This window comes from Bacillus cereus group sp. MYBK227-1 (genome assembly GCF_051916325.1).
GTDB classification, from domain to species: Bacteria; Bacillota; Bacilli; order Bacillales; family Bacillaceae_G; genus Bacillus_A; species Bacillus_A cereus.
In genome coordinates this window covers 146,913-172,632 of the sequence record NZ_JBQAGK010000001.1, presented here as the reverse complement: position 1 = coordinate 172,632, position 25,720 = coordinate 146,913, and the positions used below count along the sequence as shown (strand labels likewise).

Sequence of the window (25,720 nt, the reverse complement as noted above, 5' to 3'; positions counted from 1 at the left end):
AACTTCCCCCCTCAAGCTAAAGAAGCTGATTTCCACCAGCTTCTTTATTGTTTCTTATTTCACTTCATAAATCTTAGATAGATCTTCAAACATTGTGACAGGAATTGCTTTCGCTTCTTTTAATCCATCAAACTTTTTATCTACTGCAATAACTGCTTTCGGATACGCGATTGGTAGATAAGGTACGTCTTCTCTAGCTGTCTCTTGAATTTTATGGTATAGCTCTGCGCGTTTTGTTTTATCTGTTTCAACTGCAGCTTCTTCCCATAACTTATCGAAATCAGCGTTTTTATATCGTGCATAATTGTATTCAGCATTACTTAAGAATAAGCTCTTATATGAATCTGGCTCAGGTCCCATTATGTAACCACCAAATGTAATGTCATATTCTTTATTCTCTTTATCTAAGCCTTTTTCACTTGCTGCACTAGCATCTAATGCATTTAGTTCAACTTCTAAGCCAACTTCTTTTAATTTTTGTTGTGTATAAAGCGCTAAGCTTTCCATAATTTTATTATTCGTTACATACATGACGCGTACTTTTTCTTTATCTTTCACGCCAGCTTTTGCTAATAAATCTTTCGCTTCTTTTTTATCATACTTATACTCTTTAATATCTTTCGCATAATACATAGCGTCTGGCGTTAAGATTGAATTTGCTGGTTCTGCAAATTCACCTGAAACGAATGCTGAGTTAATCATTTCTTTCTTATCTAACGCATGTGCAATTGCTTGGCGCACTTCTTTTTTCTTCATAAGCTCCGTATTCATGTTATAAGATAAGTAGAATAATCTACCTTCAGGGAATGTCACCATTGAGAAGTTCCCAGTGCTATCTAATTTCTTAAAGTCTTGTGGCTCAATCATCTTCATGTTGATTTGACCATTTTGCAGTGAAACATTTGCTGTATTACGGTCTTTTACAACTCGGTATACGATAGAGTCTAATTTAGCTTTCCCACCTACATAATCATCAAATCGATCTAATGCAACGTACTCATCTGATTTATACTCTTTAAACTTAAACGGCCCTGATCCTACAGGCTGTAAGTTTTTCTTACTCTTCGCTAAATCTGCTTCCCCTTCAAATACATGTTTCGGAATTGGGAAGAAATCATTCATCACACCTTCGAAAGATGCGCTTACTTGTGGTAAAACGAATTGAGTTGTTAACTCATCTACCTTTTTCACCTCAAGCGGCTTTCCTTTAAAAATAAAGTTTTCACGACTTGAGCTATTTTGCTTTTCATCCAAAATAGATTGGAATGTAAATGCTATATCGTCTGATGTAATTTTCTTACCATCATGCCATTTCAAATTATCTTTTAACTTCAGTGTCCAAGTTAATTGATCTTCTGAAGGCGTAAAGCTCTCAGCAAGAACAAACTTTTTCTTACCGTTTTCCATATGATATAGCGGCGCATATAAAGCTTGCTGCACAGTTAATGACACACGATCATTCGCATAAAGCGGATTCATCGTATCTGGATTATCGCTAACACCAATCGTTAACGCCCCTCCGTCTTTCGGAGTCCCTGATTTACTAGTTCCTGCTTGCTTCGAATCTTTTTCCCCTGAACAAGCAGCTAATGCAATAAATAATAGTAGGACAAATGGTAATACAAACAACTTCTTCTTCATATTTCGACCCCTCTCGACTATTTACACCTATAAGAAAACTTGGAATTAATACCGAGTTTTCTTATAGGTTTTAAATTACCACTACCCTTATATAAAGTCAAACTTTTTCGCAAAGGTAGAAAGTTTGTAATCTATTAATGCATTCTTGCGATAAACTATATTTATGCGGAGGAGAAAATAAAAAGACCACGAATAAGTAGCCTCATAAAATGAGGTAAAAAACTATCAACTTACAGAAAATCCCTCTAAAATGATTGTTTTATATGATCGAAAATGTAGAATGGGATTAAAGACAAAAAACACATTTAGGAGGTTATCATGACATTTGATGAATTGAAAAAAAGACCACCAAAAGGCAGTCTCAAAACTCAATCTTATTCCCTACCCCTTGCTCCAACGCTCTCTCATACAAATACTTCGCAACGATAATATCTACTACTGCCAAACCAACTGATTTGAAAATAGTAATCTCTTCATCATTTTCGCGCCCAGCTTTTTCTCCGCTTATAATTTGACCAAGTTCAGCGTGAATGGCGTTTGCTTTGAATAGACCTTCTTTTATCGGAACTTGAAGGTCTCCTGTTTCGTCTAGTGCTGCTTCTTTTGATTCGACTACTACTTTGTTTGCTTTAGCTATGGCATGTGAGGGTAGTTCTTGCATGCTCGGTCTGAATGAGCCGACGGCGTTTACGTGGACGCCTTTTTGCAAGATTTCTGAGAAGACTGGTGTGGTTGCGTTCGTAGTTGTGACGATGATGTCTGCTTCACGTACTGCTTCATTTGGATCCTTGTAAACGTAAGCAGGTTTACCAAATTTCTCTTGTATATATTGCGCAAATGCATACGCTTTTTCTTCTGTGCGATTGTATAAGATGACTTTTTCGATATCTCTAACCGCAAATATTGCTTCGGCAATTCCTTTCGCTTGTTCACCCGTGCCGATAATGCATAAAGTTTTTGCGTTATGACGAGCTAAATATTTTGTCGCTACTCCTGATAAGGCGCCCGTTCGGATCATCGTTAAGTACGATCCTTCTAGAAGTGCGAGCGGTTCTCCCGTTTGAAAGTCTGATAGCATCACAATCCCATTGATCGTTTTCTTTCCTATCTGTTTATTTTGCGGGACTACCGTTACTATTTTTACTCCAAGTGCCTCAAGTCCTTCCGCTACTGAAGGCATAATTAATGCCGTATTTTGCTCGTTCGCAAATGGTAATGAGCCTCTTATTGGTGTAATCGTTCTTTCTGCGGAAAATTCTTTTAAAGCAAGCGCCGCGTATTCAATAACTTCATTCATATTTACTAAGTTTCTTTGTTCGTTCGCGCTTATGACAAGCATATCTTTCCACCCCCTCCTCTTATCCTAACAAAAATCCTCGATTCAAATCATCTCTCGGATCTACAACGAACTGATGAAATCCTGTAATAAAGGCATTCCCCGTTACTTTCGGAACGACAGCTTCATATGTATCTACTGCGGTTACGGATAATACTTCTCCCTGGAATTTCCCATCAGTAATGCATTCATGGATGAATACTTCTCCTTTTTGCAAGGTAGCTTTTTCAAAAAGAGTTGCGATTCTCGCTGAAGTTCCTGTACCGCAAGGAGAACGGTCTACTTGCCCATCAGCAAAAATCGTTACATTTCGTAGCGTAGCACCTTTGTCTTTCGGTTCATCTGAAAAGATAACGCCGTATATTCCTTTCAATCCTTCTTCAAGTGGATGTTTCACTTCCATTTTGCTCTCTATATAATGTTTAATTTTACCGCCCCACATTTGAATAGCAGATAAATCTTTGAAATCAACTTTCAAACCAAATTCTTTACAGTCTACAACAGCGTAAAATGCTCCTCCAAACGCGATATCTACTTGAAATTCATAGTTATCTATTTTAATAGGAACGTCTTTTTTGTATACAAATGAAGGAACATTTTCAAATGATACAGATTCTACTTCACTCCCGTTATATTTTGCATACGCAATAACTTCTCCGGCTGGGCTATCAATAATGAACTTTTGTTTTTCACCCTTTACTTCAAACATGCCTGTTTCAATTCCAACTGTAATGACAGCAATAATGCCATGACCACACATCGTACTCCAGCCTTCATTGTGCATAAATAACACACCAAAATCAGCGTGAGCACTTGCAGGCGGTGTAATGATACAACCGTACATTCCGTGATGTCCTCTCGGTTCATATATAAGAACTTCACGAAGGTAATCCAAATGTTCCATACAGTAGGCGCGTCTTTCCAGTTGCGTTTCTCCTTTTATTTCTGGCACTCCGCCCGTAATAATTCGAAGCGGCTCCCCAGCTACGTGTGCATCAATCGTTGTATATATTTTACTAACCTTCATTTCTATCTCTCCCCTATACGTTGATACTCTTTTCATTGCAAATATCATGCCAACGCATAGGGTATAAATTTGTATGCATTTTTTAGAAAAACATACACTACTGTCTATTTTTTTATACACTGTCCAGAGTCTATGTTATGGGGGCCCCCTTGATACAACCAGTCTTATTATTTTCAATGTAAAGTTACTTCGCTCCCCAACATATACTGTTCAAAAGCAAAAAGGAAGTGATCCAATGTACTACGGAACAAAGGGCTGGTACGTAGCTGAACTAAAAAAATTAGGCGTACGCTATCATGAAGGAAGAAAACTAGAAAGTTACCGCGGACACGTATTACGCAATTTATTACTTGCACAGCAAGAGAAATTAAAAGAACAGTAATAGATTCTCCTATCACAATATCAACTTATCGCCGCCTACAAACTGCCAATCAATCACACATCAAACTACACTAAAAAGGTCACCCAAACGGGTGACCTTCCTTTCTTATTCACAAACAAGAATTTGTCTAGTAAATGATCCTTTTCTTGTAATACAGCGATCTGTAATTTCAAATCCTGCTTCATGGATCATGTCATCCATTGTTTCCATCGTGACAACGACTACTTTTTTCGCGATGCGGCGTGCACTTGAAAGAATGGAGAGCTGGTCTTCTGGTGTGGCATGCGTAAATAGGTCGTACGGCATATCGATAATGGCAACGTCGTAGTTCTCAGTAATTTCCTCGATTGGTCCTTTTGTTACTGTTCCTTCAAATCCGAAATGTGCGATGTTTTTTCTCGTTCCAAGAACTACAAGTGGATTTATATCTCTACCAACGATGTTAATCCCCATAGAAAGTGCTTCTACTACTACTGTTCCAATACCGCAGCACGGGTCAATTGCTCGTACTCCTTCTGGATTTGGTACAGCGATATTTGCAACCGATCTCGCAACACGTGTGCTAAGTGATGTCGAATAACTATGCGGTTTTTTTATGTGATGATACCAAACTGGTTCGCTTTCTACATAGTGCCCGAAGTACCAGCGTCCTCCAAGAGGAACGATCCCGAATACACGCTCTGGATTACGAACATCCGCTTCTCCTTCAATATGCATGCCAAGGTCTCGTTCAATAAGACGTCTTTCTCCATATTCAATTTTATTTTCTCCAACGAGGTCATTGATTTTAACGAAGATAACTTTAAACGACGCCCCCGCCAAATCAATTTGTTCCACTTGTTTTAAAATGCTTTCTAAGTCGTCCCCTTCATACATAACCTCAACGCGCTCTTTCATAAACGCACTTCTACTCGGGTCAATCTTGACATCACTTTTTAAAATATTAACGTGGGACTCCATTCCAAAGAACGAGCGCATTTCCAAGTAACATAAAGCACGCTCCTCCTCACGAAATGCATACGTATATATACAGGCAGGTGTTTTACTATAATTATTCAATCTATTATCATCCTCTATCGTTTAAAATTGTTATGATTACAATTATTCAAATACTTTTCTTTTGTATATAAAATTAAATGATATCATATGCCGGAAATAAAGAGAAACGTTAATAAATAAAAGAGACTGCCAATGGCAATCTCTTATTATTTATTAACGGAAAGAAGACACGTTGTTACCCATTTCTTCATAGTAATCTAAAATACCTTGATAAATCGCTTCCGCTGCACGTTGTCTCCATTCTTCAGTAGCTAGTTTTTCACCTTCACCTTTAGCATCGATGAAACCTAGTTCAGCTAAAATAGCAGGCATTGTATTGTATTTCACTACATAGAAGTTTTCTGTCTTTACACCTCTATCATTTGATTGAAGTGCTTGTACTAAACGTTTTTGTACTTTTTCTGCTAGTACACGGCTTTCTTCTGAGTTTGGATTTGTTGCCGATCTGTAGTAGAACGTTTCTGTTCCTTCTACTTGTTCATTAAACCCGTTTGCATGAATACTTACGAAAATATCACCTTTATTTTCTTGTGCAAATTCTACACGTTTTTTCAAAGATTCACCAGGAGTATTTCCCGGACGCGTATCATCATTACGTGTTAATAAAACAGTAAATGGTGTCTTTTGTTCAAATAGTTTTTGTACACGTAAAGATGTATCTAATACAATAGCACTTTCATCCATTTTCACACCAGAATGCCCTGGATCAACTCCACCATGACCTGGATCAATGATAATCGCTTTTCCTTCTAAGAAGTTACCTTGCTTCACTGGATTTAATTGATTTTTATTAACCCATTGGAAACCGGCGCCCATGCGGATACGAATCCAGCTGCCGTTCTCTTCAATAACAGTTACTTGTTGTGCGTTATGTGTTCCCATTACTTTTGACGAAGAAGAAGCTTCTGCATAAGTAGTGAACCCTTCATTAATAACTTCTGTTTTCTCTACTAAAGGTGTCCATTTATCACCGTTACTTGTTGCAATTTTGATCCATCCATCTCGTTCTTCTTTAATTTCAACCATTTGTGGATTATGCTGATTTGCACTAATCCCAGAACTTAATGATGGTGCGTGATATGTAATGAATTTTCTATCTATGTACATTTTCTTTGTTTCTACTGGACGATCACTATTCTTGCTAAATTTATCTGTTTGCGCAGTAAGTTGAGCTGCTTGTTCACGCGTAATAGAATCATTCGGTTTCCAGCCATTCTCTGTACCTAAAGAAAGTTTTAATTCTACTAAAATATTAACTTCTTCTTTACCCCAATGATTCTCTAAATCAGCAAATTTTGTAGGAACTGGTCCTGTTACTTTGCTCTTCAAATTATATGCTCTTACAAGCATAGCTGCCATTTCAGCACGAGTTACTTTTCCTTCAGGATCAAATACTCCTGGTTCTCGTCCCTTAATAATATTCTCTTTTTCCATGGCTGCAATAAATGAAGCTGCCCAACTATTTTTCGCATCATTATAAGACGGCTTTGCATTTGGATCTACTTTAGCACCAATTGCTGTTGCGATAATCTTTGCTGCCTGAGCGCGTGTTAAATTTCCGTATGGCATAAAGTTACCATCTGGCATACCGTTAATTACATTTCTCTCTACTAAATAATAAATTGCGTCTTTCGACCACGCACTATCTGAAACATCAGGAAATTTCTTCGTTTCTGCTAAACTACTAATTGGATGTGCTAGTAAATTTGCTGCTAATAAACCTGCGGCTATTGCTTTGTACTTCATGAAAAATAAATCTCCTCTCAAAACTTCATATTCATACAATTTTTTTAATCAAGCTAACTAAAAAATATTAACTATTAATTAATTCCTTTCATAGTGTATAACATTATATATCTATAGTAAATACGTTTCCGGTCGTATAACAAAAATCGCATATATATAACTTATAATGAATGTATATAAAAAACTTTAATCAGCCCTCACCAATCGGGCTTTTACAGGCAGCCCGGTCCCCATCTAACTTTTTTGCTTTCGCTGAATTTTGAGGTAGAGGGGTCTTACTACTCGGCAAATAGCGGGATTAAAAAGCGATTAGAACATGTCTCCTAATCGCTTCGCCAAATAAAAAGCTGATTAAAAATAATATCTTTAATCAGCTCTCTATTATCTATGAAATTACTCTTCAATTAAATTAGACATTACATATGCATACACTAATGCTTCTGTATGCGCAATAGAACTTTCATGTGTACGTTCAAATGCGTGAGAAGAATCAATACCCGCTCCAATTAACGCATGTTTCACATCAAATCCCGCGCGAATCGCAGCTGATGCATCAGATCCGTAGTATGGATAAATATCTACTTTATATTCAATATGATTCGTTTTCGCAAGCTCTACTAAATGTTTACGCAGTGCGTAATGATACGGGCCGCTAGAGTCTTTTGCACAAATAGATACTGTATATTCATCAGATGCTTGTCCATCACCTAACGCTCCCATATCAACTGCTAAGTATTCAACAGTTTCTTCAGGAATGTTAGAATTACCACCGTATCCAATCTCTTCATTATTAGAAATTAAGAAATGCGTCGTATATGGTAATGTTACGTTTTCATCTTGTAATCTTTTAATTAATTTTAATAAAATCGCAACACTTACTTTGTCATCTAAATGACGGGATTTTATGTATCCACTCTCTGTAATTTGAACACGCGGATCAAATGAAACGAAGTCTCCTACTTCAATTCCTAATTCGCGTACTTCATCAGCTGAAAATACGCGCTCATCAATACGAACTTCAATATTTTTCTCATCGCGTTTTGCTTCACCTGCATCTTTATATACATGTACAGATGTTTGATGCATTAAAATCGTTCCTGTATATGTCTTGCCACTTGATGTTTCAATTTCGCAATATTCCCCTTCTACAGAGTTCCAGCGAAATCCACCAATCATAGAAAGACTCAGGCGACCATCAGGCTTAATTTCTTTCACCATCGCACCTAACGTATCAACGTGTGCCGTTAATAAGCGGTGCTGCGCATCATTCTTCCCTTTTACCGTTAAAATAAGAGCTCCCTTATTATTACGTTTCGTTTCTACGTTCCACTCACTGACATAGTTTTCAATGAAATTAATAATTTTTGCTGTATTTCCAGATGGACTTGGAATAGAGACAAGCTCCTTAATCAGTTCCATCGTTTCTTTCGTATGGTGTGCCATTGTCGTTTCCTCCTCATTTTCTCTACTATTCAGTATACAAAATTCGCCAGAAAACCTCTACTTATATGGCCTAATTTTCTAAATTGTAGTAAAATTCTTTTTAGTATACAAAAGGAGCCCTGAAATATGAATATATCAAAAAAATATATACACATTGCACTCATTTGGTTTTTAGCATCATTATTTTGTTTACAAATCTCTTATGCCATTCATACTACTACTTCTATTACAATCGGCTGGATATTAACAGCTATCTTCTTCATTATTAGCTTCATTGCAACAAAAAAGCATAGTGTTACTCATTAACGCTATGCTTTTCCTATAAAACTATTCTTCTGAAACATCTAATAAATAAATACCTCTTTCAAATCCACCGCGCTCTATCTCTTTTTGCTTACGAAGGCGTTCCACATCTTCAATCGATGCACCTTCTGCACGTGCTAATGAAATGATAACCTCTAGCGCATCTGCAAGAGAATCTAGTGCATGTTCGCGTTCTTTCATAGAAGCAAATTCACGAATTTCTTCCGTTCCAATTTTCGCTAAAGCTTGTATGTAGGCTTGACCTGTTAATTTTTGTGCTGTATATGTTTTTCCAGACATTAAAATCTTCTCTGGAACACGATCTCTTACTAACTTGTTATATGCTGACATCATTCATCCTCCTATATTTAATAACATCCGAGCTCTGCTTTATAGAAAAACCATTTTTTCTTCACGCATGCACTTAACATATCAATTCCTGATCCATGTGCTCTTACATGTGGAAAGAAATAGTGCTCTAAGTCTTCGTCCTTACCATATAGAGTTTGATACTCATCTGGAATCGCTTCTTTTTTCACATCTTTTTCTTTCGTCACCCCGTCAGAAAATGCAACACTTGGATGTCCCTCAAAAAATAACGCAGTCCGAACTGCCAAAGATGGTGTACTATGCAAAGCAGAATATGTAAGCAAAATAATAGTGATAACACCGATCATTTTCTTCATGTATTACTCCTAAAAAAAAGTGCTAACACAATTATACTAAAATGTGTTAGCACTTTCTCCCCTTTATCCCGAATTAACGAGCTAATAATCAGTGAGGAATGGACAAACTTTATTCCCCTTTAAATGCTGGTAAACGTTTCTCTAAAAACGCAGCAATACCTTCTTTATGATCCGCTGTTTGTCTCATTGCATATTGACCACGCTTTTCTAATTGCAATGTTTGCTCTAAATTAGAACGATTTACTTCACATAAAATTTGCTTCGTTTGAATCATTGCTTTAATCGGCTTTTGTGACCATTCATTAATCTTCTGCTTCACAGCCGTTTGGAAATCTTCGCCGATTACTTCATCAATTAAGCCGATATCAAGCGCTTCTGTCGCTGATAATTTCTTACCTTCCCAAATAATTTGCTTCGTCATATTTTCACCGACACGCTTTTGAAGGAAGAAATGACCGCCTCCATCTGGAATTAAAGCGATTCCAATAAAGTTCATTGCAATAACAGATGATATATCCGCCATTACATAATCAGCTGTTAACGCAATACTTAATCCAAGACCTGCAGTTGGTCCATGAATTGCACTAATAACAAGCTTTGGCATCGTATATAATGTCACGACAACTTCAGAAATGGTATTCATAATACCATCAAACTTACTTTCATCATTACTTGAAAGCATCGATTTAATATCCCCACCCGCAGAAAAACCACGGCCGTTCCCGCATAACACAACGATATGCGCAGAACTTTCCGCTACTTCTTTCAACTTTTGTAATAACTCTTTTAAGGTCGGCTCATCCAACGCATTTAACACCTCTGGGCGATTGACCATAACCGTTGCAACGTGGCCTTCATATTTCACAACGACAGATTCTGTTTTACTTGTTATTTCCATTATATATACCCCTCTTTTCTCCATAAAGATTATACTTATATAATTATAGAGAACCATTGAAAAATCCTTCTTTTTTCTCAATTTTCTGTCTAATAATCTCGCAATTTGTACATATACCGTATAAAACATACAATTCCGTTGAAAAATATAGAAATTAAAGTCGGTTTATCCATGCTTTTCATCTATTTACCATTACAATGAAATGGTGTATTCTTAAGTTTGATAAAAAAACAAATATTGAAATTCATTCGCCTTACTATGTAAAAAAGGCTTTATACCCATCTTTTGGGTGTTGTAATAAAGGAATGAAGAACTGGAGGAACATATGGTTAATAAGTTGAAACAAACGGATAACTACTTCCCACATTTCCTATTGCTATTCATTGTGTTTCAACCAATTTTAGATTTATTAACATCTTTTTCAATCTATATACTACACATGAGCGCAACAGTTGGAGTTGTAGTCCGTTTCGCCTTTATGCTTCTTGCATTAGGATACCTACTTCTTCATCACAAACAACAAGATGCGAAAAAGTACATCCTCTATTTATGTTTACTCGGAATCGCACTCGCAATCGGTCTTGTAAATAATATGATGGTTAAATCTCCAATTTCATTTGGAGAAGAAGTTAAATTTATCTTAAAGAGCGTATATCCAATTGTGCTACTGTTTGGATATATTATCGCCTTTAAAGAGCTAAAAAATAAAGAGTATGTATTTCATAAAATCATTACATATTTCTTATATGCAACTTTAATTTTAAGCATCACAATGATTGTCGCAATGCAAACTGGAACGGATTTCCCAAGCTATCCTCACTCAAAAATCGGTTCAAGAGGTTGGTTCTTCGCTGGAAATGATTTAAGTTCTCTTTTCGCCATTATGTTCCCAATCATTGTCTTATATTCGATTCATAAAACAACTTCTTTCTCAAAAATATATTACTGGATTCCAACAATACTTGCGATGTATGCAAGTATTATGGTCGGAACGAAAGTCGGATATGGCGCAATTGTTATTACATTAGGCGTAGCACTTTTCTTCTCATTCATTGAATATATGATAAATCGTAAAAAAGAAGGAAAAGGATTCACACATATTGTAAATACCGTTGTTGCCGCTGTTATACTAGGAGGTTTAATTGTTCTTACACCGCATACTCCTATCGCAAAAAATATGAGCATTCACATGCAAATATACGAATACAAAAAATCAGTACAAAAAGAGAAAGATCGAAAAGAAGGAAAAGTAATTAAAGAAGATCCAGAAGATGCAAAAAAACATGCAAAAGGTGAACTTACAGATTCTGAAGTAAAAAGTTTAATTTACAGCGATCGCGACAAATTCTTAAAAACATACAAACAGTACTATAAAGACGCACCGCTTTCACAAAAACTATTCGGAATGGGTTACGCTGGTAACTACACAGATAAAATTAAATTAATTGAAATGGACTTCCATGACCTATTTTTCGCATTTGGAATTGTCGGTTTCCTTATTTACTTAATACCACTTCTATACTTTGGTATTACATTATTCATCCGCATGATCACAAACTTTAAGAAAATCATGACCGTAAAGTATATGCTATTAGCGAGCACACTCATTCTATCACTTGGCATTGGCTTTATGTCTGGCCACGTATTAACAGCGCCAGCCGTTAGCATTTTCTTCGTTGTTATTCTCGCTTATATCATTGTTGATTTTGAAATTGAATAAAAAGAAGGTGCTACGAAATATTAGTAGCACCTTCTTTTTTATTTAATTAATGTTTTACGTACTCTAAGCTTTCTTTTGCAATATACGCTTCTGTTACAGTAGGATTATCTGAAATAACTTTAACCCACGCTTTTCCATTTATTATTTCTTCACCAGTAACTGTGACAACTACATTTGTATTTAAACGATACAGTCGCTCATTTGATATACTAGGATTCTTTTTCACTTCCACGTTATTCATCACACGTGCAAGTTTGTACTTGTTGTATTCTTTTTTACCTAAATAAGAATCAAAACGGTTCATATGCCCCGCTACTTTTTTACCCCAGTTCGCATCAGATGCATATTTCGCATTTAAACCAGCAGCTTTATCACCTGTATATGTTGCTGTATAACGCCAATGTCCTGGATTTAAATATCCTTCATTCATGTATAATTTTGCTGCATGTTCAATACAATCTTCTTTTGAATTGAATGCTTCTCCGTTACCATATGGACTATCGTCTGTTGCTTTTAAACCAAATAAATTATTTTTGTCTTTTGCAAGAGCGCTTGTTCCATAATAACTTTCATGAATTGCTAATGAATATAAGAATAATGCATTTACATTATACTTGCTTTCTACTTCTTTAAATTTCTTTCCTAAACCAATTAATGGAGAGTCTGGCTTAATCGATTTCACATAACTATCTAGTTGTTCAGCTGTATAATCTGTTTTCGAACGTAATGATAAATAATTGAAATATTGATAGAAAGTTTCGTCTCCGAATGTCTTTCCATCTACACTATACATTTGCTGTCCTTGCTTCATGAAAGAAGGTGCCACACCATATCTAAATTCTGTATATCCAGGTGAACTTGTATTATATGTATAATATTTATGGTATAAATATCCATCTGATTTCACATAATAAGACGACTGTTTCATTTCATTGGTAGGAATTAAAGTGATTTCATTCTTCTTCACATAACCTGTCAAACCAGAAAGTTGAACTTTCACACGATCTTCGCCAACTTCTAACACTTTCAATTCTGTTCCATACTGAATATACGTATATACTGTTGCTAAATTCTCATCATAAATATTAATGATGTTTTGCCCAGTTATTCTTTTCGCACTTGCAAAACCATCTTTAATCCATAAAAATTCGTTCTCATATTTTACCGCATTCATACCTTTATTTTGAGCAGCCGTAACCGCTTCTTTATACGTATTATAGCGCTCTACTTCTTGCTCTGTTCCGTTTTCTCTTACATTTGTCACAACATATTTCTTAGTTTCTACAGGATTGGTATTTCCGTTTTTTTCAATCGTCTGAAGCATGCGATCCAACATAGCTGAAGCCATTCCTCTTGTAGCTGATAAATGTGGTCTAAATGTATTATCTTCTGGATACCCTTTAATAATTTGAGTAGCCACCATAACTTGCACATGCTCTTTATAGTTAATACTATCTTTATCAGTAAAGGTAAGCGGACTTACAGCTACTTTAATATTTTTATAGTCTAACGCTCGCTTTACCATGATCGACATTTCTTCACGTGTAATCACATCATTTGGTGAGAACGTCTCGTTCGTACGACCATTAATAATTTTCGCTCCATATGCTCTACTTACACCATCATATAAACCGTAAGTCTTCGGCACATCCTCGAAATTCGAATCAGCTTTCGGTAAATTTAAAGCCCTTGCTATGAATGTAGCAAACTCTGCTCTTGTTACTAATTTATCAGGCGCATATACATTGTCTCCATACCCCATTAAAACTCCTTTAGTAATAAGTGAGCGCATATGCGTCTCAAACATATGTCCTGTAATATCATCATTTGCCGCATAACTTGAAATAGGAGTTAAAAGTAATGATCCCGTTAATGCCACTGCTGTTATACCTTTTGAAAAAGTCTTCAAGGTTATCCTCCTCGTAATCTACGAATTTATTATCACAAATTTGATTATATAATAATCACAATCATTTTAGCATAATAAATAGGAATTAAAATAAAACGTTTTTTAATTAGAATTTTCATTACATTCAAAACAAAATAAAAGACACTTTACTTTTTTAATAAAGTGCCTTTTTCCATATGATCAATGAGTTTCTTTGTTGCCTGTTTGCCTTGCAACCGAAGCTCATCTATTGTCAATTGTAACTCTTGCTGCACAGTTCCTTGTTGCATTAATTGCTTTTTCGCAATTTCATATAAATATTCAGCACTCCATTCGCCATCCACACTTCCTATAACTGGCTGATTCACTTGACTTAAAAACGAATCAATTTTCGGATCGTATGAAATCCCGACCATTGGAGTTTTGGCTACAGCAGAAAAAACTAGTGCATGAAGACGCATACCAATTAGTAATGAACATTGTGATAAAATGAATATTTTCTCGTCGATATCCATTTTATATGGAAGCATATACGTCTCTTCTCCCATTAAGTCTACTACTTCACGCGAAGCTTTTTGATCAAATGGCTCATGCATTGGAACAAATAGAATTTGGTATCCTTCTTGCTTTAATTTTTTTAATGCCGCAGCTAATTTTTTTATATAATCTTCTTTTGCATTCCAATAACGCACACTAACCGCAATTACTTTTCCATGTATCGAATGCTTTTGCAACCAATCCGATTGTTTTGTCCGTTTCCATGTTAAAACAGGGTCTGGAACAATTTCAATATCGTTTTTTATGCCAAGTTCTTTTAAATATAAAAACGAATCCTCATCTCGAACTGATACATAGGAAGCTTTTGACAAGTTCCATTTTACTAATAGACGATTATATCCTTTTGTAATTGGACCTATTCCTTGTGAATAAATATAATACGGCTTTTTTAATAATCGAGCGAGTCCCATAATACCCGTATAATATAGAATACTCTTCGTACTTGTCTGATCTTGAAGAAGGCTCCCGCCACCGCTAATAACTCCATCACTGTTTTTGATTGCATGATAAACAGCTTTTATATCCCAGCGATCTACCGATTCTACACCATACATTTCCTTTGTATATTTAGAATCATTTGATAGTACTACTAGTTCTATATCCGGGTTCTCTTTACTTAACGATTCAATAATTGATTGTAGAATCGCCTCGTCTCCAACATTATAAAAACCATAATATCCTGATAAGACTAAACGCACCCTAAATCTCCTCCAAAACTAGGTAACCGTTTATTTCATCTAACATAAACTAGTACCCATTCCTTACCTAAACACTTGATACCCTACATAGTTTCCTCTTTATCAGTTCATATGAATTATAATAAAAAATTAAATTTCTATATTTATCTTTTCAAAAATGGTATTTTGTTTATTGATATCCATTTTAATTTCAAAGCACATACACCATACAAAATGGTTGTAATACTTAATGCTATACCACTGAATAATAACGTCATAATTCTTGAAGATGTAATATTTATCACATTACATAGTTCATACAATCCTAGTCCCAAAATACATGCTATTGCTAGCACACCAAAAAAGCTTTTTAAATGAATAGAATAGGCAATATAGCTTCGAATATACAAATGATTTACAATACAAACCAATACGTAAGTAATGAATGTACTATACGCCGCTCCATCTATGCCAAACTTCTGCACGAACATTATGTTTAACACGACTTTCACACAACTCGCAGCAATAACAATCCATGCAGCTTGTGCAGAACGGTTAATGCCCTGTAAAACACCTATTGATAATACCATAACCGCAGTAAAATACGAACTGCCAATCATAACTGTTAACATACTACTGCCTTTTACATCTGTGAACAATCCGACATTTAACGGTACTGTTAATGCCATCAACCATATTGTTAACGGTGCTGTCAAAACATGCGCTAGTCGATTTGTATTTTGAATTGTTATTTTCGCCAAATTTATATCTCTTTTGGCCAATGCGGAAGTTAAGAGTGGTATTAACGGAAATACAATTGCACTTGCAAAAATAACAATTATTTGCGTGAATGCAAAACCGCGACTGTATATTCCAAATTGTTCTTGAATTTCTGTTGATGATCCTTGTAATACATGCGGTATTGTAAGCGAGTCTACTAAATTTAAAAGTGGCATTGATAAAGCTCCAATAGCGATTGGGATCGATACCCGCAATATCTTTTTGCCGTTTTCTCTTAAATCTCGGAGCGAATAGGAATTGCTTTTATTGTAGTATGGACTTCTATTATATTTTATACGCAAATATATAAGCGAACTAATGACTCCAAGAAAAGAGCCAACCATCGCACCACTAGTAATAACAGTATTACTCTTATCACATGATACTAGTATGTAAGCAATTATTAACATAAAAAACACACGTACAAATTGCTCAATGACCTGTGATACCCCTGTTGGTTTCATATCACCGAAACCTTGAAAATACCCTCTATACACCGCCATGTATGGCGCAATGAGTAATGCTAATGAAGTAATAAGCAACGGCATTCTAGTTTCTTGTCCACCAAGCATATTTGCAATTTCAATAGAAAATAATACAATGACTAAACAGCCGAAAACGCCAAATGCTATCCCAATAATTGACGCTGATTTAAATAATTTCGCAATTTCCTTTTGCTTATTTTTTTCGTTCAACTCTGCAATTAGTTTCGAAATTGCAAGTGGAACTCCGGCTACCGATAATGTAAGAGCAATCATATATACAGGAAAAACAAGGCGGAAAATACCGAGCACTTCATCTCCTGCAATATTTTGTAATGGAATTTGAAAAAAACTACCCAGCAATTTCGACAAAAAAGTTGTAATGGTTAAAATTGCTGCTCCTTTTACAAATGTTTTATTCATATTTTTTCTCTTTTCTTTTATACATATACTCTCAAACATATTGTTTTAAACGATAGGAATTCACTTTATCCCATTGGTTATCATAACAAATTTATTATAGGTTGAATACTTGGTTTTTTTTTCAAAATAGAAAAGAGAACCCATTTAAGCCTGTCTCTTCACAATATTTTTTCTAATTCCTTCCATTATATATGTACACACTATAACCGTTTCTGTTACTCAAAAGAGCCCTTCCTCTCTATCACTGCGATACATATTACTAAAAACATTATAAAAATATCCCACAACTCTACATTATAATTTATGTAAGATTGTGAGATATTCTAATTACCATCTAAACACTTAAAATTTTCAATTGCTCTTTCTGTTCATTGCTTGCCATTACTGCGATTGTTTTTTCAATACTCGGATGTACTTGCTCAAGCTTTACACTTGCTCCTACTTTATTTGATTGCTCAACAAAATTTAATAATGCCATAGCTCCTGATACATCCATATAACGCACATCTTTCATACGTAAAACAACCGGTGACTTCACATCTTGTAAAGTAGAGAAAATACGATCTACTGATAGGAAAGAGAGCGGTCCTTGAATTGTGTACGTTTCTTCTTTTTCTTTTACGATAGAAGTTTTGCGTTCTTTACATTTCACCATATATATGATGAACGAAAGAATAATACCGAATGCAACAGCAATCATTAAATCGAACTTCACCGTTACAATCATCGTTACGAGCATAACAACGACATCACCTTTAGGAGCGACATGCATCTTTTTCATGCTTCCCCAATCGAACATTCCAATACCAGTTAAAATTAAAATACCTGATAATACAGCAAGTGGAATATATTGTACGACCGAACCAAGACCCATAATAAAAATAAATAAGATAACACTATGCATACATGCCGAAAGTGCCGTTTTACCGCCACTTCTTATATTCACGATAGACCTTACAGTCGCACCTGCACCTGCTAATCCGCCAAACAATCCGCTCATCATATTACCGATACCTTGTCCGACCAGTTCTTTATTACTTTTATGACGTGTACCTGTCACATTATCCATTACGACCGATGTTAACAACGAGTCAATCGATCCTAATAAAGCAATACTAAGCGCTGGCAAAATAAGTGCTGCTATTCCTGTTCCACTTAAAGATGGAATATGAAGCGTAGGCATCGCTTCTGGAATGGTTCCAATCTTTTCAATTACTTTATTTAGTGAAAGATTTCCGATAATCGGTAACTTTACTGTAAGTCCTTCGAGTAGGGAAGAAAATAAAGGAAGCAAAGCTGTCACACCGACTAGTGCTACTAAACTAGACGGAATCGCCTTAATCCATTTACCAGAAACAATCATTACAATAATCGTTAACACAACAAGTAAAAAACTATTTTGTACGTGCTTTATTTCGCCTAAAATAATGATTAATGCAATACCATTCATAAATCCCGAAACGACAGGATACGGAATATATCGAACGTAAGAACCGAGCTTACATACACCGAATAAAATTTGAAATAACCCTGCCATCATAAAGGCAATAAAACTTGCCTCTAACCCGTGCGTCGCAATAACTCCTGTTGCAATAACGGTAATTGGTCCTGTTGGTCCTGTTACTTGCCCAGGTGTCCCGCCAAATAACGCTGCGAATAAACCTGCAAAAATCGCACCATACAATCCAACAAGCGCTCCCTCAGATGTTCCTGTCGCGGCAATACCAAATGCAATCGCAAGTGGTAACGCAACAATCGCAACAGTAAATCCTGCTAAACATTCCTTTGCTATTTTTTGAAACATAAAAAAACCACCTTTGTATAAAGTCCATGTTCCATTGTACACCTAAAAAGATACATTCGTTAGCTCACTTTTTACATTCTCGTGACGTAAACGTATTCAACGAAAAGTTTCCCCCTTATCTTTGGAAACAATTGCAACTATGCTATAATGAACAAATTAAATCTTTTACTATATACTTGGAGGCACTATGCTAACTTTTGAAGAAAAATTATCGATTATTGAATCTTTCCCAGAACTAGAAAGAAAGAACGTATCATTAAAACGTGTAAACTTCCACTTTGAAGAAAGTCGTTTAGATAAAAAGAACGTTGTATTTCATTTACACCCAAATGGAAATGGATTTGTATATGCAAGCGGTATTAAAGGTTATAAAACAGATGATAAAGGCATGGTTAACATCCGTGAGTTTTCAGCAGAGGAGTTACGTTCAGTAATTGAGAAATCAATTGACCTTCTATCACAAGAAGAAGTAGTAGCACCTGTAGAACCTGCGAAAGAAGAAGAATGGCAGAACGAAGATGGTCATATTCTTACTCTTATTTCAGAGGATGACATGTGGAACGTGTACGCTGGTGTAAACTTAGACGGTACATTCAACTCTTATCCAGAAGCTGCGGAATACCTTGATGAAGAAGGCTTTTCACGCAAATAAAAATAGAAACCTATTTCATTCAACGACTTTTATAGTAATCAAAGAAGACACTTAAGGTGTCTTTTTTTGTTATATAAACTCCTTTCTCACACTATCTCTACTAATTTTCATAAAATGATTCAGAGGAGGTTTATATGAATACAACTGCTAAATTAATAAATTGGAAAGAACATGGCGATATGATTATTCTAGAATGTGAATTAAATGGAAAACGCTTCGAGATATCAACATATAAACAACGAATATATAATGCACACCTTTTATCAGCTGACGTTTATATTCGTTTAGACTCATCTGATAATATAATTGGAATAAATATTTATAAAAAGTAAGAAAAGCCCCCTATTCCATAGGCGGGCTTTATCTTTATTACACAACATCAGAGTATACTCTCTTTTTTTCATACAGTTTATGTAATTATACATATTCATCAAAAAATACACTGAATGAATATTACATGTAGTAAAATATAACTTGTGGGCACGTTCTATAAAGCAGATTCTTTTAAAAGGCGTAACATATCAATTATTATAGGGGATGTGGCGTCACTTCGATATTGATCTCAAATCTCTTGTCTTTTGTGAACTAACAATCTAGTGTATATAGACGATTCTGCTTTATAGTGTGTGTTTACACTCATAACAAAGGGGTAATGGTAATACGGATAGATTCCGATTCGTATGAAATGAAATGGTTCAAGTCGGAGAAAGGCACCTTAGGGTGTCTTTTCTTTTTGTATTACATCCACTTTGTGTTTCCACCTTATTTCAAATGCGCTAATTAACCTTCACCAAGAAAAAATGAGAATTAACAAAGATATTGTTTCTTCTGTTTAATACAGAAAAATGAAGGATACCCCATAGATATGGGGCATCCTTCATTTTCTATTTTTTCGCACCTTTCAACGACTCCCTCAGTACAAACTTCTGCAACTTCCCGCTCGCATTACGAGGGAGTTCATCTACAAATAAATAATGACGCGGACGTTTATAATCTGCTAGTTCATCACTTTCTTTGCAATACGTTTCTAAATCAGCTTCTGTTATTGTTTCATCTTTCTTCACAATAACTGCCACAACACGCTCTCCCCATAATTCATCTGGCTCACCAAGTACCGCCACATCTAATATACCTGGATGACTATGAAGGAAATCTTCAATTTCACGAGGATAAATATTTACGCCACCGCTAATTACCATATCATCAACGCGATCAGCAACGAATAAATAACCGTCTTTATCAAAATAGCCTAGATCACCAGAATGATACCATCCTTTATACATCGATTTTTTATTCGCTTCTTCACGATTATGATAGCCAGCCATCATAGTTGGGCCGCGTAAAATAATTTCTCCCACTTCATAAGGAGGTAATACATCATCTGGTTCTGCCGGTGCATCCTCGTTCGGTTTCACAATACGAACTTCATGGCTAAAACATGGCGTGCCTGCTGAGCCAGCTTTGGTAATTTGATCCTCCTCTACGAGAAATGCAACAACTGGCCCCATTTCTGTCATTCCGTATATTTGAACAAGATCAATATAAAGACGTTCTTTACATTCCTTCACTAACGCCGGTGCCATTGCTGCTCCGCCATATATACCGATTTTCATTGACGTTAAATCATACTGAGCTAAATCTTTTTGCAACAACATATTCCACATCGTCGGCGCTGCAAAGAACGTCGTAATCTTTTCTTCTTGAATCGTATGTAATACTGTTTCTGTATCAAAATGATGCAAAATAACATTCTTTCCGCCAACTTGAATGCGTGGTATGATTCCGGCATTTAATTCACCACAGTGATATAAAGGTGCAACAACAAGCCCAACGCTATCTCTATTATATTTTAGGAAATACGTACAAATCATACTATGCTCAGCCATTTCACGATGGCGGTGTAACACGCCTTTCGGATGACCTGTCGTACCGCTCGTATACAGCATAGAACAATAATCCATTTCATCAATTTCGATATTTACTTTCTCAGAAGATGCTTCATTCACTTTTTCATGGTAGGAACTTGCATAGGAAGGTTTATCGTTTTCTATAGACCAAAAAGATGTATTTGGAAAATCTCTTTCAATTATAGCAACAGTTGACTCAACTGCTTTTTCAAAGACAACGACTTTCGAGGATGCATCCTGAAGAATATAAGATACTTCTTTTGCTTTTAAGCGGAAATTAATCGGGTTAAAGATCGCTCCAATTTTCGCACAGGCTAAGTAAACGTTTACAAATTCATGGCAATTATATAAGTAAACAGATACCGTATCTCCCTTTCTTACCCCTTCTTCTAATAGAGCGTGCGCTGTTTTATTTATTTGTTCATCCCACTGTTTATACGTCCAGCGAATATTTTTTTCAGGTTCCACTAACGCCTCTTTATTTGGATACTTACCAACTGATAAATCAAAAATTCTCCCTATCGTCATATACATGCCAACAATTTCCCCCTTTTCTCTTTCATAAATCTATCATTTCGTCCATAAGTAGACATTGTCCTCTAATGATTTGACTAATTTTTCTGATTATTATCGACATAGTTTTACATACGATACCGCTAGACAGTAAATGAAATTATATCGGAGATTTTCCAGATATATCGACCGTAACTTGAAATATATCAACCACAACTCAATTTATATCAGCGATTTTTCGAATATATCGACTTACCGACAAAAACTGATAAGATATAATCGGACCGCCCGTTACTGCAGGATAAAAAAGAGGTTGTTCCGAGTCGGAACAACCTCTTTCTTCTTATGCAAATAGCTCTTCTAAAATTTTCAGTTTATCTTCTGTATATTTCACAAAGCCATCGTTATATGATTTTGGATCTTTCGGATTCGCAAAGTGCGTAATTGCTCCCGTCTTCGGGTGAACAAATTTACTTGATGCACCACAACCAAGTCCGATAATTGATTGTACTTCTTCCATAATGACAATGTTGTAAATACTTTCTTGCGTCGGCATTGCATAACCAACGTTCTCTAAGTTACCTAAAATATTCTTTTGACGATATAGGTAATATGGTACGTAATTATGCTTTTGCGTCCACTCTTCTGCTTCATGCATCATCGCTGTAATTTCTTCGCGACCTGCTACTTTATATTTACGTTTGTTTTGCGTCATTTCAGAAGCACGTTTAAATGATAACGTATGAACTGTTAATGATTCTGGCATTAACTTTTCTGTTTCATCTAACGTATGCTTGAAGATATCTAACCCTTCACCAGGAAGACCAATAATTAAGTCCATATTAATATTGTTCATTCCCATTTCACGAGCTAAATGGTATTTCTCAATTGTTTCTTCTACAGTATGATGACGTCCAATTGCTTTTAGTGTCTCTTGATGGTATGACTGCGGATTAATACTAATACGGTCAATATTCCATTTATTTAACACTTCTAGCTTTGCTGGCGTAATTGTATCTGGGCGACCTGCCTCAACTGTTACTTCACGCACATTTTTCACATCTGGGAACGCTTCATACATTTCTTCATACAGCATATCCATCTCTTCTGCTGTAATACTTGTAGGTGTACCGCCGCCGTAATAAATCGTCGTAACTTTTACACCTTTTTCTTTTAAAAACTTACCAATTTCACGAACTTCATAATGTAAACCACCTAAGAACGAATCAACAGATCCTTGGCGTCCATTAATTGCATAAGCCGGGAATGTACAATATGCACATTTCGTTGGGCAGAACGGAATACCGATATAAATACTTACTTCTTCTTTCAAACGGTATAAATCCGGAACAACTGCTAATTGGCAATCAACAATGCGCTGAAGAAGTTCAATTTTCTCTTCATGAATTAAATAACTTTCACGAAGTTCTTGATGCGCTTCTTCTTTTGACATACCATTTTGAAGCATTTTGTGAAGAAGTTTCGTCGGACGTACTCCCGTTAAAATACCCCAGCTTTGTTCAATACCAGTTAACTGCTGAAGAACAGAAAGATATACATAAGAAACAACGTGTTTCACTTGCTTCATACGCTCTTTTTCATCTGTAAAAGCAGATAAATCTTTTGCGAATGTTTCTTCATACACATTTCCAGTCGCAACATCTGTTAAACGAGCAGATGCTTTCACATTCTCTTCAATGTGTATATCAACGATAAGATTTGCTTCCTCTTGTTCAAATCCAATCGTACTCTCTTCAAAAAATAAGCCGCCAATATTTTGTAGCGGACGTAAAAAACGATCATCTTGTAACGTTTTAATTGAAATTAACAACATTATCACCTTTTCATTTGCAAACTCTCTTTAGTTTACTTGAAGGGCGTTTGCAGGTCAATACAGAAGGTTTTACCTGTTTCTCTTACATTTTTTCAAATAATTCTTTTTATGAATATTGCTCATGTATATAGACATCATGATTTTCTCTTGTTAAAATTTATTAGTGTTAAAATCGATACATAGTGAAAATACAATATAAAAAGGAGGACTGTTAACACTAGATTCCACAATCTAATGTGTTAAAAACAAATATGAAAAAGAAATTTTATAGTGTATTAACTCTCTCTCTTGCATTACAAACTGTTCTTGCACCTACTTATTCATTTGCAGAGAGTGCTGAAAAATCCGCCGAAGTATATACGGAGGATCAAATTTTTAAAAGTATTAAGGAGCATGTTAATGAGCATAGTACTCATGAAGAAGATATCGAGGTTACTGGCCAATTCCTACTATACACTTCAAAAAAACATTCATTATATACCGCGAATGATTTAAAAAACAAATCGAATATCGAGATTACAGAACAAGTCGTAACGGCGACAAAGAAAAAAGGAAATGCTTACTACATAACGACGCCAACTGGCGCTGGATGGATAGATAACAATGATAATAGCTTAGAAGTTCAAGAGATTCATAAACTATCTAACCAAAAATTAATCGTAAAAGAAGAAGCTTCCATACATGCACTTCCGTTCCAATCGTTTAAAGAAGAAGGGAAACTAGAGCCACAAGTCATTACTCCTACTGAACAAGCTGGAAATTGGTTTAAAGTCCAAATAAACGAAACAGCAAAATGGATTTATGCACCTTCTGCTACATTTGAAGGTACAAAAGCTTCATTATTAAAAAACAGTCGTACTGCTAAAAACAGTTTATTGAGATCGCCAGAAGCTCTACAAACAAACAATATTTATGGCGTTACATTTAAAGAAATGATTGTCCCAAAAGGAAATGACGATATTCGACCTGGCTACCCGATGGTGCCTAAATATATTACGATTCACGAAACGGCTAATACAGCGAAGGGTGCTAATGCTCTGAATCATGCAAAATTCTTAGATAATCAAGCACGCGGAACAGCTGATCGCGCTGCATCTTGGCATTTCACAGTAGATGATAAAGAAATTTATCAACATCTTCCAGTAAATGAAGTTGGATGGCATGCTGGAAATAAAACTGGAAACTATGAATCTATCGGAATTGAAATTGCCGTTAATCAAGATGGAAACTATGAAAAAGCGGTAGAAAATGCGCGTAAATTGGCAGCTTATTTAATGAACGACTTAAATATTTCTCTAGATAAGGTCCAAAAACACCAATTTTGGTCAGGAAAAAACTGCCCTGCGTTTATGATTCAACGCGGACAATGGGATGCTTTCTTAAAAGGAACTGAAACATACTATAAGGAAAACCAAAAAAATCCCGTAACTGATGACATTACAGGTGGATGGTATGAACAAGACATTCGTCAATTAGCAGCTAGAGGCATTATGCAAGGAGAAGGGAACGGCAAGTACTTCCCAGAACGTCTTGTAACGCGCGCTGAATTTGCTACATTAATTACTCGTGCTTTACAATTACCAAGTGGAAATGCTAATTTCACAGACTTAGAACAAGTACACCCATCTTTAAGAGACGGTATTAATCGTGCAGCAAGCGCAGGCATAATCCGCGGACGTGGTGATAATACATTTGATCCAAATACTACAATTACACGCGAAGAAGCTGTTATTATGATCGATCGTTCTCTAAAACACGCTGGTATTTTTGCAAAACAAGTTGAACTACCATTCGTAGACCAAAACTTAATTTACGCTAAAGAAGAAGTACAAAGAGTGTATGGATATGGAATTGTAAAAGGTAATGAATTTAATCAATTCGTACCAAAAGGACCATCACAACGTGCTCACGCAGCTGCATTTATAAACAGAATGCTTAGCGTAATTGAAGCTTAAAATATT

At 35.7% G+C, this 25,720-nt stretch carries 21 protein-coding genes; 6 read left to right on the top strand and 15 right to left on the bottom strand.

Annotated features, from left to right (window positions below):
* Positions 1 to 54 precede the first annotated feature (54 nt).
* From ACTFRM_RS00995 to ACTFRM_RS00985, 3 genes are all read right to left on the bottom strand, one after another.
* Positions 55 to 1,641: an ABC transporter substrate-binding protein gene (locus ACTFRM_RS00995; RefSeq protein ID WP_000727699.1), complete on the bottom strand. Its 1,587-nt coding sequence runs from the start codon at positions 1,639 to 1,641 to the stop codon at positions 55 to 57.
* A 361-nt stretch (positions 1,642 to 2,002) separates the two neighbouring features.
* A complete protein-coding gene (locus ACTFRM_RS00990) occupies positions 2,003 to 2,980 on the bottom strand; it encodes an ornithine cyclodeaminase family protein (RefSeq protein ID WP_000960320.1) in 978 nt (325 codons plus the stop codon).
* A gap of 19 nt (positions 2,981 to 2,999) precedes the next feature.
* Positions 3,000 to 4,004, bottom strand: coding sequence for a proline racemase family protein (locus ACTFRM_RS00985; RefSeq protein WP_173600738.1), 1,005 nt, complete (start codon positions 4,002 to 4,004; stop codon positions 3,000 to 3,002).
* A gap of 106 nt (positions 4,005 to 4,110) precedes the next feature.
* Here ACTFRM_RS00985 and ACTFRM_RS00980 point away from each other — a divergent pair, with 106 nt between their 5' ends.
* Positions 4,111 to 4,386 (top strand): YflJ family protein, encoded by a 276-nt coding sequence (locus tag ACTFRM_RS00980; protein WP_139245397.1) that lies wholly within the window; start codon positions 4,111 to 4,113, stop codon positions 4,384 to 4,386.
* Positions 4,387 to 4,491: 105 nt separating this feature from the next.
* Here ACTFRM_RS00980 and ACTFRM_RS00975 read toward each other — a convergent pair whose 3' ends face one another.
* The 3 genes from ACTFRM_RS00975 to ACTFRM_RS00965 form a co-directional block, all read right to left on the bottom strand.
* The gene (locus tag ACTFRM_RS00975; RefSeq protein ID WP_173600739.1) at positions 4,492 to 5,445 is read right to left on the bottom strand and encodes a TRM11 family SAM-dependent methyltransferase; all 954 of its coding nucleotides are present in this window, start codon (positions 5,443 to 5,445) and stop codon (positions 4,492 to 4,494) included.
* A 153-nt stretch (positions 5,446 to 5,598) separates the two neighbouring features.
* Entirely contained in the window at positions 5,599 to 7,191 is a 1,593-nt protein-coding gene (locus ACTFRM_RS00970; RefSeq protein WP_033695769.1) for an N-acetylmuramoyl-L-alanine amidase, read from the bottom strand.
* Between the two features lie 393 nt (positions 7,192 to 7,584).
* A complete protein-coding gene (locus ACTFRM_RS00965; protein ID WP_000930085.1) occupies positions 7,585 to 8,634 on the bottom strand; it encodes a M42 family metallopeptidase in 1,050 nt (349 codons plus the stop codon).
* A gap of 126 nt (positions 8,635 to 8,760) precedes the next feature.
* Here ACTFRM_RS00965 and ACTFRM_RS00960 point away from each other — a divergent pair, with 126 nt between their 5' ends.
* Entirely contained in the window at positions 8,761 to 8,940 is a 180-nt protein-coding gene (locus tag ACTFRM_RS00960; protein ID WP_001027083.1) for a hypothetical protein, read from the top strand.
* A gap of 21 nt (positions 8,941 to 8,961) precedes the next feature.
* Here ACTFRM_RS00960 and ACTFRM_RS00955 read toward each other — a convergent pair whose 3' ends face one another.
* The 3 genes from ACTFRM_RS00955 to ACTFRM_RS00945 all read right to left on the bottom strand — a co-directional run bounded on the left by ACTFRM_RS00955 (position 8,962) and on the right by ACTFRM_RS00945 (position 10,545).
* Positions 8,962 to 9,288, bottom strand: coding sequence for a nucleoside triphosphate pyrophosphohydrolase (locus ACTFRM_RS00955; RefSeq protein WP_001277350.1), 327 nt, complete (start codon positions 9,286 to 9,288; stop codon positions 8,962 to 8,964).
* Positions 9,289 to 9,305: 17 nt separating this feature from the next.
* Entirely contained in the window at positions 9,306 to 9,623 is a 318-nt protein-coding gene (locus ACTFRM_RS00950) for a hypothetical protein (RefSeq protein ID WP_000738198.1), read from the bottom strand.
* Between the two features lie 109 nt (positions 9,624 to 9,732).
* Complete coding sequence (locus ACTFRM_RS00945; RefSeq protein WP_001999174.1) at positions 9,733 to 10,545, bottom strand: enoyl-CoA hydratase; 813 nt, start codon at positions 10,543 to 10,545, stop codon at positions 9,733 to 9,735.
* Between the two features lie 301 nt (positions 10,546 to 10,846).
* Between ACTFRM_RS00945 and ACTFRM_RS00940 the strand changes: the two genes are divergently transcribed.
* Complete coding sequence (locus tag ACTFRM_RS00940) at positions 10,847 to 12,241, top strand: O-antigen ligase family protein (RefSeq protein ID WP_173600740.1); 1,395 nt, start codon at positions 10,847 to 10,849, stop codon at positions 12,239 to 12,241.
* 46 nt (positions 12,242 to 12,287) lie between these two features.
* Here ACTFRM_RS00940 and ACTFRM_RS00935 read toward each other — a convergent pair whose 3' ends face one another.
* The 4 genes from ACTFRM_RS00935 to ACTFRM_RS00920 form a co-directional block, all read right to left on the bottom strand.
* Entirely contained in the window at positions 12,288 to 14,150 is a 1,863-nt protein-coding gene (locus ACTFRM_RS00935) for an S-layer homology domain-containing protein (protein WP_000847498.1), read from the bottom strand.
* A gap of 146 nt (positions 14,151 to 14,296) precedes the next feature.
* Positions 14,297 to 15,385 carry a polysaccharide pyruvyl transferase CsaB gene (csaB, locus tag ACTFRM_RS00930; protein WP_001241591.1) on the bottom strand — a complete coding sequence of 363 codons (1,089 nt, stop codon included), beginning with the start codon at positions 15,383 to 15,385 and terminating at the stop codon, positions 14,297 to 14,299.
* Positions 15,386 to 15,528: 143 nt separating this feature from the next.
* Positions 15,529 to 17,049, bottom strand: coding sequence for a putative polysaccharide biosynthesis protein (locus ACTFRM_RS00925; RefSeq protein ID WP_025687285.1), 1,521 nt, complete (start codon positions 17,047 to 17,049; stop codon positions 15,529 to 15,531).
* A gap of 334 nt (positions 17,050 to 17,383) precedes the next feature.
* Positions 17,384 to 18,853, bottom strand: a complete 1,470-nt coding sequence (locus ACTFRM_RS00920) for a SulP family inorganic anion transporter (RefSeq protein WP_048655873.1) — start codon at positions 18,851 to 18,853, stop codon at positions 17,384 to 17,386.
* Positions 18,854 to 19,040: 187 nt separating this feature from the next.
* Here ACTFRM_RS00920 and ACTFRM_RS00915 point away from each other — a divergent pair, with 187 nt between their 5' ends.
* Positions 19,041 to 19,505, top strand: coding sequence for a hypothetical protein (locus tag ACTFRM_RS00915; RefSeq protein ID WP_000954998.1), 465 nt, complete (start codon positions 19,041 to 19,043; stop codon positions 19,503 to 19,505).
* A gap of 134 nt (positions 19,506 to 19,639) precedes the next feature.
* Positions 19,640 to 19,837, top strand: a complete 198-nt coding sequence (locus ACTFRM_RS00910; protein WP_001098258.1) for a hypothetical protein — start codon at positions 19,640 to 19,642, stop codon at positions 19,835 to 19,837.
* A gap of 552 nt (positions 19,838 to 20,389) precedes the next feature.
* On the opposite strand, the gene ACTFRM_RS00905 is transcribed toward ACTFRM_RS00910, so the two are convergent.
* Together ACTFRM_RS00905 and ACTFRM_RS00900 are read right to left on the bottom strand one after the other, a co-directional pair.
* On the bottom strand, positions 20,390 to 21,946 hold the full coding sequence (locus ACTFRM_RS00905) for a fatty acid--CoA ligase (RefSeq protein ID WP_000281991.1): 1,557 nt from the start codon (positions 21,944 to 21,946) through the stop codon (positions 20,390 to 20,392).
* A gap of 322 nt (positions 21,947 to 22,268) precedes the next feature.
* Positions 22,269 to 23,759, bottom strand: coding sequence for a coproporphyrinogen III oxidase (locus ACTFRM_RS00900; protein WP_002025370.1), 1,491 nt, complete (start codon positions 23,757 to 23,759; stop codon positions 22,269 to 22,271).
* 251 nt (positions 23,760 to 24,010) lie between these two features.
* On the opposite strand from ACTFRM_RS00900, the gene ACTFRM_RS00895 reads away from it, so the two are divergent.
* Positions 24,011 to 25,714 carry an S-layer homology domain-containing protein gene (locus ACTFRM_RS00895; protein WP_142285638.1) on the top strand — a complete coding sequence of 568 codons (1,704 nt, stop codon included), beginning with the start codon at positions 24,011 to 24,013 and terminating at the stop codon, positions 25,712 to 25,714.
* Positions 25,715 to 25,720 lie beyond the last annotated feature (6 nt).

Bases quoted from the DNA above. Each gene is read 5' to 3' on its own strand.
- ACTFRM_RS00895 (WP_142285638.1), top strand. From the start codon at position 24,011: ATGAAAAAGAAATTTTATAGTGTATTAACTCTCTCTCTTGCATTACAA.
- ACTFRM_RS00995 (WP_000727699.1), bottom strand. From the start codon at position 1,641: ATGAAGAAGAAGTTGTTTGTATTACCATTTGTCCTACTATTATTTATT.
- ACTFRM_RS00965 (WP_000930085.1), bottom strand. From the start codon at position 8,634: ATGGCACACCATACGAAAGAAACGATGGAACTGATTAAGGAGCTTGTC.
- ACTFRM_RS00960 (WP_001027083.1), top strand. From the start codon at position 8,761: ATGAATATATCAAAAAAATATATACACATTGCACTCATTTGGTTTTTA.
- ACTFRM_RS00940 (WP_173600740.1), top strand. From the start codon at position 10,847: ATGGTTAATAAGTTGAAACAAACGGATAACTACTTCCCACATTTCCTA.
- ACTFRM_RS00925 (WP_025687285.1), bottom strand. From the start codon at position 17,049: ATGAATAAAACATTTGTAAAAGGAGCAGCAATTTTAACCATTACAACT.
- ACTFRM_RS00905 (WP_000281991.1), bottom strand. From the start codon at position 21,946: ATGTATATGACGATAGGGAGAATTTTTGATTTATCAGTTGGTAAGTAT.
- ACTFRM_RS00920 (WP_048655873.1), bottom strand. From the start codon at position 18,853: ATGTTTCAAAAAATAGCAAAGGAATGTTTAGCAGGATTTACTGTTGCG.
- ACTFRM_RS00945 (WP_001999174.1), bottom strand. From the start codon at position 10,545: ATGGAGAAAAGAGGGGTATATATAATGGAAATAACAAGTAAAACAGAA.
- ACTFRM_RS00955 (WP_001277350.1), bottom strand. From the start codon at position 9,288: ATGTCAGCATATAACAAGTTAGTAAGAGATCGTGTTCCAGAGAAGATT.
- ACTFRM_RS00970 (WP_033695769.1), bottom strand. From the start codon at position 7,191: ATGAAGTACAAAGCAATAGCCGCAGGTTTATTAGCAGCAAATTTACTA.
- ACTFRM_RS00985 (WP_173600738.1), bottom strand. From the start codon at position 4,004: ATGAAGGTTAGTAAAATATATACAACGATTGATGCACACGTAGCTGGG.
- ACTFRM_RS00915 (WP_000954998.1), top strand. From the start codon at position 19,041: ATGCTAACTTTTGAAGAAAAATTATCGATTATTGAATCTTTCCCAGAA.
- ACTFRM_RS00910 (WP_001098258.1), top strand. From the start codon at position 19,640: ATGAATACAACTGCTAAATTAATAAATTGGAAAGAACATGGCGATATG.
- ACTFRM_RS00950 (WP_000738198.1), bottom strand. From the start codon at position 9,623: ATGAAGAAAATGATCGGTGTTATCACTATTATTTTGCTTACATATTCT.
- ACTFRM_RS00900 (WP_002025370.1), bottom strand. From the start codon at position 23,759: ATGTTGTTAATTTCAATTAAAACGTTACAAGATGATCGTTTTTTACGT.
- ACTFRM_RS00990 (WP_000960320.1), bottom strand. From the start codon at position 2,980: ATGCTTGTCATAAGCGCGAACGAACAAAGAAACTTAGTAAATATGAAT.